The following is an 11,241-nucleotide window of genomic DNA, read 5'->3' as shown; positions in this document are numbered from 1 at the left end:
AAAAAATATGGATATCACAGTAGAAGAATTAAAAGAACGTCTGGATAAAGGTGAAGAACTGAATTTTTACGACGTCCGTGAAGAACATGAATTTGAAGAAGATAATCTTGGTGCCATTCTGATTCCTTTGGCCGAATTGCCGGATCATGTTGCGGAACTTGAACCCTTGAAAGATTCAGAAATAATCATCCATTGCCGTTCAGGCGCCAGAAGTGGTAAGGCTGCAAAATTTCTGGAATCACAAGGTTTCACAAACGTTCGTAACGTCTTGGGTGGAATTCTTGCTTACAGAGAATTGGAAGAAGAGGCGTAATATCATCGAAATTAGGTAAAACCGGTTTAGTCTGATATTTCAAAAAAATCTAGATTAAACCGGTTTCTGTTTTCACAAAGTTTAACATCTCATCAAACTGGTGGGGTTGAAACCATTTGAAATCTCCCTGATGCCTGAACCAGGTCAATTGTCTTTTGGCATATCTTCTGGAATTTTGTTTTAACAGGCGAATCATTTCTTTTTCGTTATACTGGCCATCCAGGTAACCATATACTTCTTTATATCCGACCGTTTGCAAAGCCTGGCAATCCCGAAACTGTATTACACTTTTAGCTTCTTCAACCAAACCTTCTTTTAACATATTGTCCATTCTCAGATCTATCCTGTCATACAGTTCTTTTCGATCTCTATCGAGGGCAATCAGAATCTGTTTGAACGGGCGTTGCTGGATATTTTTTTGCTGATACTGAGATATGGGAACACCTGTCGTTTTAAATACTTCCAAGGCTCTGACCACGCGTTGCGGATTATGAATTTCTTTTGTTGCGGCAAAATCCGGATCGATTACGCTGATTTCTTCCTGTAAAACTTCCAGGCCTTCATTTATTAAACGAGCTGTCAAAGTCTCACGTAAACCTTCCAAAGGCGCAGGCAGGGCATCTAATCCTTCACAAACAGCTTTGATATATAAGCCTGAACCACCCGTCATGACTACACAATCGTGCTGAGTGAAAAGCTCATCCAGTTTATCAAGCGCGTCACGTTCGAAGTCACCGGCACTGTACGTTTCTGTGATGGAATGGGAATTGATAAAATGATGCGGTATCGCTGCTAACTCTGCCGCATTTGGCTTGGCGGTACCTATGGATAATTCTCGAAATATTTGTCTTGAATCAGCCGAAATAATTTCAGTGCGTAGTGCCCTGGCGAGCTTGATAGAAAGTTCGGTTTTCCCCACTGCCGTTGGTCCGGCAATGGTAATGAGGTATTTCGCCTGGCTGTTTGGCATTCTGGACTTTTTATGTGATTTTAGTAAACACAAAAATACACATCATGGAAATGAGCACACTACTTTTTTTTATTTTATCCGTTACACTGGGAGGAAGCCTCGGGGCAGGGGCCTATTATTTTTGGTCACGGAAATATTTGGCCAACGCTGAGCCGCAAAAAGAAGCGACGGTTTTGTTAGAGCGAATTGAGAAAGTCTTTAAGGTGGTGATGGCAGAAGGATACTTTACTGAAATTTATAATTATCAGCACGACAAAAATATCTGGAATTTAATAAAAGACAAGAAGAAAGCTTTGATCATTGCAAAAGCGAAAGTTCTGGTGGGATATGATTTTGGAAAGCTTCGCTACCATATTGAAGGAAGTGAAAAGAAAATGATCATTGATTTTTTTCCTGAGCCGGAAATCCTTTCGATGGATACGGATTACAAATTTTACGATATCGAGCAAGGATGGCTTAATAGATTTCAAAGTGATGATTATACTTCGATATTAAACGAAGCCAAACAAACCATGAACGAGAAGGCCCTGCAAAGTGATCTTCCCCGTATCGCAACAAACCAAGTTCAGCTGATGATGTTCCAGCTGGCTGCGACGATGAACTGGAAAATTGATATGCAGTTGCCAGAAGCCAATAAAGATCTTCTGGATGAATACACGGCCTACAAACCGGTTGATGCAGGTATCGATTCTTTAAACAAGAAATTGGAGGGCTAAGATTATTTATTAGGAGCAAAATATTACGCGACTAAAGTCATCACTTTTCTCTTTTCCAGCGTATACTTTAATAAATTCGATCGTATACTTATATTTTATTACTCATTCTTAAACTTAAACTTTTACTTTTATGTGCAAAAAATTATTATTGGTTGTATGTGTATGCTTTATGGCATTTTTGGCAGGTTGTAAAGGCGACGATGGAGCAGTTGGGCCGCAGGGAGAAAAGGGAGAAACAGGCGCGACTGGGCCGGCAGGACCTGCTGGTGAGGGTGGATCTGGTTCTGCGTTTATTTTGACAACTGGTGCAGTTTCAGGAACCGGAACTGAGGGAGACCTATCTTTCGTCCTTGCGGAAGACCTTTCCGCAGCTGACCAGGCGGCTTATGATAGTAGTCTTGTTGTCATGGTTTATGGTAAATCTTTGGGGGTCTGGTGGCCTTTACCTGGAATCGTGCAATTTACAGGTGATGCTGTGAGTAATTTTACCTTCGTCCATGGAGTTGACGAAGCTACTTTTTTCCTTCAAATATTAACAACGGGTTGGTCTGAGGATACAGATACAGCGCCTACGAGAAATTTCGATGATATCAGAATCGTTTTGGTTCCTGCTTCCAGTGGAGCAAGGCTTTCGGCTGATGTGAATTGGAAAAGTTACGAAGCGACAATTTCAGCCTTGGGATTAAAAGACAGTCTTGCGAAAAAAGCCATCCTGTATAAAAAGAAATAATTTATAAATTGTAATTATTACCTGAATCCCGATCTAAACAATCGGGATTTTTTATTTTCGAAGCGTCTGTTATGCCAATAAACTTCAGTCATTTTCAGACAGTGATTGTTTCGAAAGAGTTTAGGTGTGAATTGCTTGGATGCTTTAACGTCTTTCAATAAAAGTTGAAACTCATTAACAACAAAAACGGAGATACCAATCTGGCATCTCCGTTTTTGTTGTTAATGATTAGGAATTAATATTCCCAAAGTCCGTGTTCAAGTTCCATTAACTCCTGTTCGTAGTTAAGAGACTTGATAAGTGCCTCTTTATCTCCTTTGTAAATGTCTATAAATGACTTGTCAGCTGCGTTCGAGTATTTTGTGATACGTCCGTAAAACAGTCGCAAATCGAAAGCATCTGCAAGGTTTTTATTCTGAGCGGTATTCTTATTGTTATACCAGATATATTTTTTAGGATCACTTCTGAAAAGGCGTTCCACATCTTTATAACGGAATGAAGCAATTGGTAATTCAAGACCCGTTGCAGCATTTAAGTCTGAGGGAATCAACAGTGTGATTGCCTGGATATCCATGTACAAGCGAGAGCGTTTCTTATCAAAGGTCCAATCTTCCTTCACTTCCATCAAATTGATCTGATCAGGAAAAAATTCTTCTTCAATCGCCATCGTTGCTGCAATCTGGAAAGTATCAACTGGTGCTGCTGCAACAACTGGTGGTTCTTCTTTGATAGCCTTACCTTTTGTTCCTTTTTTCTTTGGTTTGGGTGCTCCCCAACCATCGTCTTCCACAGCGGCCTTTTTGGCAGGTGCTCCCCATCCATCATCAGCCGCAGCTGTTTTTTCAGTAGTTTTAGTATCTACCTTTGGCTTGTCATCCCATCCACCTGCATCTGTTGATGGTTTTCCAAAACCAGCTGCAAGCTCTTCTTCAGATAAACCAGCAGTTTGATTCGGAATTAGCAGTTTTTTATGGATCAGCTCACTGGATAACTTCGTAGTACAAGAGTCGTTAGTGTAAGCGTCGATAAGCCCCGCTTTCGCTGCTTCCAAAAGATATCTTGTGATCTCATTATTTTTTGAGAACATCGAAGAGTTTTGTTTTTCCTTAAGATCCACTCGTCTCCATAACGTTCTCTTCATCATTACATCACCATCACTGATTGGATGTGATGAAAACTGATTAGCGGTAGAGTCTTCCTTCTCCTGTGCAAATACCATGGAAGATCCCATCGTTAGGGATAATATTGTCCATGCAATTGTTTTTCCGTTCATTCTTCTCATTGCTTATATTTTTATCTTATCCAATCAGCAATTCATGTCATTAATTCAACGATACAGATCTGATTACCTGACCCATTTCAACTTCGCTGACATTCCCTTTGAAATTTTGACGTTCTACTCTTAAAACTTCAATCACATAACGATCACCAGGTTCTGCTTGTTGTGCCAGTGATGAAATTGAACCCCCACCGCCAAGGCTTATCGGATTTCCGATTCGTCTTGCGCCTCTGGCCAAAGAAACCTGGATCGAAGAGACACGGAAACGAGCGTCTTCAGGAGAGAAAGTTTTAAAACTTTCATCAGCAATTGCTACAACCTGGATGCTACGGGCGGCGCTTGCAGCTATTCCACGGCGTTCATCCAACGCAGCTCCATTAACACGAATTTCAAGCGTTGGTTTTGGCACAAGTCTTACACGAAATGGTTCGGTTCCCAGAACATTTCCCTGATTACTTACTGTCAGATTAAGTTGAGCTCTGTTTGGTACAATGGTGAATTTACCCTTTTGCCCGCTGTTAATAATTTCCCCACCATCAGTTGTGAAACTTGGGGCCCAAAGAGCACCTAATGCAGGACTTTGAATACTTAGCTTATTTGCACAACCTAAATACAACGGAGGTAAAGTTCCGGTTTCAATCTGATACGTAGGTTTAACTACGAAATATTCTTGTTTCAGGTTGACAGTAGTATCACGGCCTGATGGGGTAGGGAAGGAAATCGATCCCGACAATTCGCGGCGGGCAATTCCTTCTGCATTGTATCCACCGCCTTGTGCCGTGAATTCAATTTTACCAACACCATTTTCAACTTTTACACCTGCACCATTCAAACTCATACGAGGTGTGATACCACTGGCGGATGCAGCGATAAACATATCTCCTTTGAATTTAGTACCGGCAACAACTGTTTTTGCATCAGCACTGATCATGGCTAAAACCCTGTCGAATTTTATGTCAGCGGCTCCAACTTTGCTTGCCAGGTAACTTAAAACTTCACTTTCCATTCTGCGAATGTCTGTCTGTTTCTGACTAAGTACGGCCAAAGCAGCAGCAACCGGTGTTTGAGCAAAATTTAATTCTGCAAAATCTTTGTTCTTCTGATCAACACTTGTCTTCGTGATAGGATCATCCTTTCCATCCAAGGCAAGCGACTGGAATTTTGTTGGCGTCAACTGGCTCAATTGTCCGGTATAGCTGTCAAGACTTTGTTTCAGCTTGTAGGCTTTCCCGTTTTTTTGTCCACCGATCATTAACTCTGCAACCTTGCCTTCTTCCTGTGGATTTTTGATCCCGCCCTGCTCATTCAATCCACCACCAGCGCTGGTAATGATTTCCTGTTTAAGACTATTTATTTCATTAATAATATTAGCCGAATTCTTCCGTACTTCCTCAGCTTGTTTCATTACAGCCACGTCACCGCCGCGATTTCCTGCTTTTTCAACAGCTGCTTTAATTTTAAGTACGGTTTCCTGGTTTATCTTATTGGCTGCTCCGGAAGAAAGTTCCAAAGAATTGTTCAGTAGCATGAATTTTTCTATAATGGCTGAACTTACCTGCAACGCGAGCATTGCTGTAAGAACCAGATACATCATTCCAATCATCTTCTGACGGGGTGTTTCTTTTCCACCTGCCATATTGTTCAGTAATCAGTTATCAGTGATTAATTAGTTTAGATAACAAACAAGAAGTGCCTTTTAGGGTTTACAACTCAGTTTGCCTGGATGAATTTATGCGTTTCCGCGCATTGCAGTAAGCATGTTACCATAGATTCCGTTCAGCGACGAGATATTTGTAGTCAATTTTGACATCTCATTTTTAAACACTTGTGATTCTTTGGTAGCATCCGCCATATTTTCCATAGCAGCAGTAAGGTTGCCATAGAATGCATTCATCGCTTTTAGATGTTTTGTTGTGTCCTGAAGTTCAAGTTCATAAACAGCATTCAATGCACCCATATTTTTTGTGATCTGCTGAAACTGGTCGCGATATGCCTGCGCATCTTTCGTCGCATCAGCCATAGATGACATCGCCGTAATAGCAACACCGTAAGACTTGTTCATATCATTCATAGCAAGAGAAGCCGACTTAACGTTTTTAGCGTAATCATTGGTAGCTACGGTTGCGTCAGTCAAATCTGTAATCTTGCCAACAGTATCGGAAAGGTTTCTAAATCCTTTACCAAGACTGTCAAATACATCAGGAGAGATCTTCGCGTTATCAAGCATGTTATCCAATTTAGCAGTAATGCCACTTCCTGCTGCCGTAGTTCCGCGTGTAATTGCCGGACCATTGTAATCATCAGAAAGTTCAGGATATACACGTGTCCAATCAGGATCTGGATTAGTTGATTGCGTTAGTGTTTGTAGTGCGTATAATAAAAAGATACCAACTTCTGTTCCTAAACCCAGCGTAAGCATTTCACTACCTCCATCCCAATGTTGGATTTTAAATAAAGCTCCTAAAATAACAACTGCAGCACCCGCGCTGTATATTGTTGGTACTAGTTTATCCCATAAAAAACTAGATCCGTTACTCTTAGCCATACGAATTGAAATCGGTTATAGTGAATAGTGATTATTAAAAATTATTGTATTGTTAAAATGATGACGCAAAGAAAGCACAGCGTTAAAAAGCTGCAATTTCTTTGCGTAAAGATTTTCTAGCGACGTGCACGTCCACCTGCACGGCCGTTTACATTATCCATAACACAACGGAAGCCGATAAATGCTCTGCGTTCTGTCTCGTACTCAAATGTACGTGTACCTGTCTGAAGGAAGTATGCAACGTCTTTCCAAGATCCACCTTTTACAACCTTACGTGGCTCATCTGGATTGTCATATCTTGGGTTCATATCCCAAACAATGGCAGTTGCATTGTCAGTGAAAGCGTCAAGTGTCCATTCTGCTACGTTTCCAGCCATGTTATACAATCCAAAATCATTCGGGTTGTAAGCGTTTGCAGGACCCGTGTAAGGGTATCCATCAGCGTCGTAATTTCCACGCTGTGGTTTGAAGTTTGCCAGGAAGCAACCTTTGGTATTCATTGTATATGGATTACCCCATGGATATTTTGCTACGGCACGTCCTCCACGCGCTGCCCATTCCCATTCCGCTTCGCTCGGAAGACGGAAACCGGTAGAGTTAAACATTCCCTCTTTATTCTGGAAGTCGTGGTAAAGGTTTGTACGCCATTTAGCAAAGTATTGTGCGCCTAACCAACTCACACCCACAACAGGGTAAGTATCGAAGCCAGGGTGCTGATAGTAATATTCAACAAATGGGTCTCCGTTAGAATAAGCAAAATCTTTTTTCCAGGCAGTAGTGTCTGGATAGTATTTCGTCATGATTTCCTCTTCACCCAGAACAGATACGGAGTCAACAAGAAGCGCATTAACGAATTGCCGATATTCATTGTTCGTGATCTCAGTGTCGTCCATAAAGAAAGAACTGATGGTCACGCGTCTGTTCATATTGTTCATGGACGCAGCCATATCTTCATCCGCCTGCCCCATTGTAAACGAACCGGAAGGGATCATCACCATGCCGGCAGGTGTGGTTTGTTTAAAACCTTTACGCGCAGTAGCCGTAATTTCCCCGTTAGAAATCCCGACGTCTTCTTTTCCTCCCTTTCCAAATTTATTTTTGATAAACCCGCAACTTTGCATCAGCATAAGAGCAGCTATCAAAAGCAAACTTTTGACTCCATCCCGGTAGATCACTTTAACATTCATAGTGGTTTTGATATTTGAAAGAATAAATGTTAGCCTAAAAACGTCAATCGATTAATATATAGTATACTTAAAACAAAAACAAAAGTAACGGGCATTCCAAATGAATTCAGTTGAAGGCGTTTGCGCTTCCGGCAGATTTGAGATACATCATTCGTTTTATTCGACTTAACGTAAGAATGCTGGTTGTTGGTATAACACTCTAAAATTTTACAAATATAAATCAAAGTTTTGCAAACTGAACGACATGTATCTAACCGTATTTTTAAAAAATCGATAAATTAAAACACGATTTTGCTTTCAAATTGCAATGTTTTGCTTTTTGATTGGATATTATATTGATCACCTTTCCGGTATAAAATCCACGGGTTTAGTTAAAATCTGAAACGAGGAGTTCTGATAATGGTTTTCTTTCCAAATTGCGGAGAAGGAAGTGCGTAGGATAACATTACTTCAAAAGAAGATGGAGATTTAATTTTATTTCCGCCGATGACCATGTCATAGGCGCCCGATAACCGTAAAGATTGGTCAGCTAATAAATAAATACCGCCCATGACGATGAAGTAAGTATCCTGTTGCCTGTAAGTCGCACCAGCCCAATATCTTTTATTGAATGTTACGGTTGCTCCGCCTTCTACAGAAACGGTGGTGATATCAGATTTAACCAGAACGATTGGTTGGACGTCCAACAAGTATCCGACTTCTATATTTACGCCTGCGTTCAAGTAAACAGTTTTCGGTAAGGGATTTGTTGCATTTTCTGAGCCCAGCTGATATTTTGGCTCTAATAAATGGTTTAAAGAAGCACCGACATAAAAAGCGTCGCTGACATACCTTGCACCTACCGCGAAGTCAGGATTCATTTCAGAGACGGTACCAGTTTGTATTAAAGGATCATCCGGGTCGCGGGCTCTTAGTTTTCCATAATCAAGTGACTGGCGAAAAAGACCCGCACTCGCTCCGATATGCAGATTTCCTCCTGCAAGTGGAAAGTGATACGAAGCGGAAAGTTTGAAATCCTGATCATTTCTTGGACCACTTTTGTCGTTCAGCGCATAAAAACCTATACCGAAATTTTTAATCGGCATGCTGTAAGAAAACATTTGTGTTGAAAGAGCTCCGCCATCATCTTCGTTTGTGGCCTGATACCCCGCATACTGAGAACGGTGGGTAAGGCTAAACTTAGTAAGTCCGTCAGCACCAGCGGCGGCAGGATTTAAGTAAAGCTGATTTAAAGAAAATAAACTGAACTGGGCATCTTTTTGAGCAAATGCTTCAGGAGATATAAGTAATATTATACCTACTAAACAGCACCATTGTATGTTACGGTAGATAAACGTTAAGGTCATGCGTATAGATTTTATTTATAAGAACACTTGAGTACTTCAGAGGTTTATTTCAATAACGCATATTCACGAAAAAAATTGACATAATAATAAAAAAGGCCGGGAAATTTTCCCGGCCTTTTTTTGAAGTAAAATGTGTCAGATGTTATTCGCTTTACGAATGTATAATTCCAAAGCTCCGGTCATTGATGGAGCGTTAGGCAAAGGCGCCTGAATATCAAGAATTAAACCTGCGTCCTCAACAGCTTTCGCTGTGGTAGGGCCAAAAGCTGCAATACGGGTCACATTCTGTTTAAAATCCGGGAAGTTGTCCATTAAAGACTTGATTCCGGAAGGACTAAAAAATGCGATAATATCGTAATATACATCTTCCAGGTCGGAAAGATCTGAGGAAACGGTATGATACATAGTCGCCTCAGTGAATTGAAACTCTTCTATATCAGCGAATTCCGGAATTTCATTTTTACGTACATCAGAACATGGGTACAAGAATTTTTCTTTCTTGTGTTTACGGATAAGCTCGATAAGCTCGACCGCTGTTTTAGTACCTGCAAAAATCTTACGTTTTCTGATTACGATATACTTCTGCAGATAGTTCGCCGTCTGTTCTGATATACAGAAATATTTCATTGTGGCAGGAACCTCCAGGCGTCCCTCCGCACAGATTCGGAAGAAATGGTCAATCGCATTACGGCTAGTGAAAATCACTGCCGTGTGATCCAGGATGTTAATCTTTTGTTTTCGGAAATCCTTATAAGAGATTCCGTCAATCTGGATAAATGGCCGAAAATCCACTTTTATACCATACTTCTTAGCTATCTCAAAATAAGGTGAATTTTCGTCGGCCGGCCTTGATTGGCTTACCAGAATACTGGTAACCTTTTTGAGCCGATCCTGATCAAATTTGATGGTCTCACTCATGTATAATTCTCATTAGTTTAATTTCAAAATGATCCCTGAAACTTACATAGCGAACTTTATGCCGATAATCAACGGGATTATTTCGATGACGCAAAGGTACGAAAATAAATAGAGATTTATAAATGATGTTGGGGGCTTGATGACGATATATAGTGTAATGAATCGAATTCCATAAAAAATCAGGAAAGGTAACATGATATACGGACGGAGTGGAATGAGCCATCGTGCATTGTCAATGCTTAGCATAAAAACAAGAAGAAACAATGCGACATAAAAGTAGTAAGAAGATTGTATTATTTTTAGGAACAGCGTATCTACAAGTTTATCAAGATTGAGCATTTCACCTACCAAAACCATGAAAATAAACTTGCCGTAAGTCAATAAAAAAAAGATTAGGGAAAGCATTAAAAAATCTCCCAGATACTGAATTGTATTCGTTTCTTCTGATAAGATCGTCGAAACCGAGAAGAGATTTACTTTATTATGTGAAAAAAATATCAACAAAAAGCCCATCAGCATGGAAACGGTTATGACAAGAAATATAACATTGTTGCTGTATGGTTTATTTAATTTTGAGAGCTGCTCTCTGGGGTCGTTATTGAAAAATTCCAGTGGGTTGATAACCCTTGAAAAGGCCATAGGATTAAGATTGAAAACCCAAACATTCAGTACTAGAATGATCAGCATGGCCAGTATGGAAAAATTACCAAATGGGGAAAAATTAATTGGCTTTATGTTGATCAGCGTTGAAGCAGTTTTTCCAAGTGTATCAATATAATCCTGCTGTTTTTTGTTACATATTAATACGCTTTTATCATCGATACCCGCATTTCCGTAGATTGAGAGCAATAACTCCTCCTTTTTATAAATACGAAAAAGGCTGTCGATATTCAATTCAAGCCATTCGTCCCTTATCAGTTTTTTCTGCAGAGCGCCTTCCAGAAAAAGGTAACTTTCATTTTCTGCTTTTACGAGTAAAAAATACCTGCGATTTTTAAGCAGATCAACATACAAACTGACAGATCGTGTGCCTTCATTAATCCCTTTCGAAAAAGGGACATAGTTTTTATACTGGTTGCTATAAACAAGCCAGTCATTCTGATAATCGTAAACCGGAAAAAACTGCTCGGGTGGCAATGCCTTTTCCGCTGCCCGGGCAACCGTACCGGTGAAAAGGAACGCCGAAAGAACGACCAGAAAAAGCAGTGAAAAAATTGACTTCATTGCTACGAGAAAG

General features: G+C 40.3%; 11 protein-coding genes. 3 read left to right on the top strand and 8 right to left on the bottom strand.

Going from position 1 to position 11,241, the window contains the following annotated elements; genetic code table 11:
• Positions 1–7: 7 nt before the first annotated feature.
• Positions 8–313, top strand: a complete 306-nt coding sequence (locus AC1XUO_RS03915; RefSeq protein WP_235148466.1) for a rhodanese-like domain-containing protein — start codon at positions 8–10, stop codon at positions 311–313.
• A 49-nt stretch (positions 314–362) separates the two neighbouring features.
• Here the strand turns inward: AC1XUO_RS03915 and miaA are convergent, their stop codons facing one another.
• Complete coding sequence (gene miaA / locus AC1XUO_RS03910) at positions 363–1,283, bottom strand: tRNA (adenosine(37)-N6)-dimethylallyltransferase MiaA (protein WP_483328446.1); 921 nt, start codon at positions 1,281–1,283, stop codon at positions 363–365.
• A 50-nt stretch (positions 1,284–1,333) separates the two neighbouring features.
• On the opposite strand from miaA, the gene AC1XUO_RS03905 reads away from it, so the two are divergent.
• Positions 1,334–1,999, top strand: coding sequence for a DUF4230 domain-containing protein (locus AC1XUO_RS03905; protein ID WP_483328445.1), 666 nt, complete (start codon positions 1,334–1,336; stop codon positions 1,997–1,999).
• A gap of 130 nt (positions 2,000–2,129) precedes the next feature.
• Positions 2,130–2,729, top strand: coding sequence for a hypothetical protein (locus tag AC1XUO_RS03900; RefSeq protein WP_483328444.1), 600 nt, complete (start codon positions 2,130–2,132; stop codon positions 2,727–2,729).
• Between the two features lie 235 nt (positions 2,730–2,964).
• On the opposite strand, the gene porN is transcribed toward AC1XUO_RS03900, so the two are convergent.
• The 7 genes from porN to AC1XUO_RS03865 form a co-directional block, all read right to left on the bottom strand.
• Positions 2,965–4,002, bottom strand: a complete 1,038-nt coding sequence (porN, locus tag AC1XUO_RS03895) for a type IX secretion system ring subunit PorN/GldN (protein WP_483328660.1) — start codon at positions 4,000–4,002, stop codon at positions 2,965–2,967.
• Between the two features lie 49 nt (positions 4,003–4,051).
• The gene (porM, locus tag AC1XUO_RS03890) at positions 4,052–5,644 is read right to left on the bottom strand and encodes a type IX secretion system motor protein PorM/GldM (RefSeq protein ID WP_483328443.1); all 1,593 of its coding nucleotides are present in this window, start codon (positions 5,642–5,644) and stop codon (positions 4,052–4,054) included.
• A 93-nt stretch (positions 5,645–5,737) separates the two neighbouring features.
• A complete protein-coding gene (porL, locus tag AC1XUO_RS03885) occupies positions 5,738–6,553 on the bottom strand; it encodes a type IX secretion system motor protein PorL/GldL (RefSeq protein WP_483328442.1) in 816 nt (271 codons plus the stop codon).
• A gap of 116 nt (positions 6,554–6,669) precedes the next feature.
• The gene (porK, locus tag AC1XUO_RS03880; RefSeq protein WP_235148473.1) at positions 6,670–7,740 is read right to left on the bottom strand and encodes a T9SS ring complex lipoprotein PorK/GldK; all 1,071 of its coding nucleotides are present in this window, start codon (positions 7,738–7,740) and stop codon (positions 6,670–6,672) included.
• A gap of 371 nt (positions 7,741–8,111) precedes the next feature.
• Positions 8,112–9,086: a PorP/SprF family type IX secretion system membrane protein gene (locus AC1XUO_RS03875; RefSeq protein ID WP_483328441.1), complete on the bottom strand. Its 975-nt coding sequence runs from the start codon at positions 9,084–9,086 to the stop codon at positions 8,112–8,114.
• Between the two features lie 135 nt (positions 9,087–9,221).
• Complete coding sequence (locus tag AC1XUO_RS03870; RefSeq protein WP_483328440.1) at positions 9,222–10,004, bottom strand: uroporphyrinogen-III synthase; 783 nt, start codon at positions 10,002–10,004, stop codon at positions 9,222–9,224.
• Between the two features lie 42 nt (positions 10,005–10,046).
• Entirely contained in the window at positions 10,047–11,228 is a 1,182-nt protein-coding gene (locus tag AC1XUO_RS03865; protein WP_483328439.1) for a DUF4271 domain-containing protein, read from the bottom strand.
• Positions 11,229–11,241: the final 13 nt, after the last annotated feature.

The sequence above is a fragment of the Dyadobacter sp. HNCC25DJ186 genome, assembly GCF_056895235.1.
This window is presented reverse-complemented; position numbering and strand designations above follow the sequence as displayed.

What these genes read in the sequence shown, in the direction of transcription:
- AC1XUO_RS03915 (WP_235148466.1), top strand. Translation starts at nt 8, where the DNA reads ATGGATATCACAGTAGAAGAATTAAAAGAACGTCTGGATAAAGGTGAA.
- miaA (WP_483328446.1), bottom strand. Translation starts at nt 1,283, where the DNA reads ATGCCAAACAGCCAGGCGAAATACCTCATTACCATTGCCGGACCAACG.
- AC1XUO_RS03905 (WP_483328445.1), top strand. Translation starts at nt 1,334, where the DNA reads ATGAGCACACTACTTTTTTTTATTTTATCCGTTACACTGGGAGGAAGC.
- AC1XUO_RS03900 (WP_483328444.1), top strand. Translation starts at nt 2,130, where the DNA reads ATGTGCAAAAAATTATTATTGGTTGTATGTGTATGCTTTATGGCATTT.
- porN (WP_483328660.1), bottom strand. Translation starts at nt 4,002, where the DNA reads ATGAACGGAAAAACAATTGCATGGACAATATTATCCCTAACGATGGGA.
- porM (WP_483328443.1), bottom strand. Translation starts at nt 5,644, where the DNA reads ATGGCAGGTGGAAAAGAAACACCCCGTCAGAAGATGATTGGAATGATG.
- porL (WP_483328442.1), bottom strand. Translation starts at nt 6,553, where the DNA reads ATGGCTAAGAGTAACGGATCTAGTTTTTTATGGGATAAACTAGTACCA.
- porK (WP_235148473.1), bottom strand. Translation starts at nt 7,740, where the DNA reads ATGAATGTTAAAGTGATCTACCGGGATGGAGTCAAAAGTTTGCTTTTG.
- AC1XUO_RS03875 (WP_483328441.1), bottom strand. Translation starts at nt 9,086, where the DNA reads ATGACCTTAACGTTTATCTACCGTAACATACAATGGTGCTGTTTAGTA.
- AC1XUO_RS03870 (WP_483328440.1), bottom strand. Translation starts at nt 10,004, where the DNA reads ATGAGTGAGACCATCAAATTTGATCAGGATCGGCTCAAAAAGGTTACC.
- AC1XUO_RS03865 (WP_483328439.1), bottom strand. Translation starts at nt 11,228, where the DNA reads ATGAAGTCAATTTTTTCACTGCTTTTTCTGGTCGTTCTTTCGGCGTTC.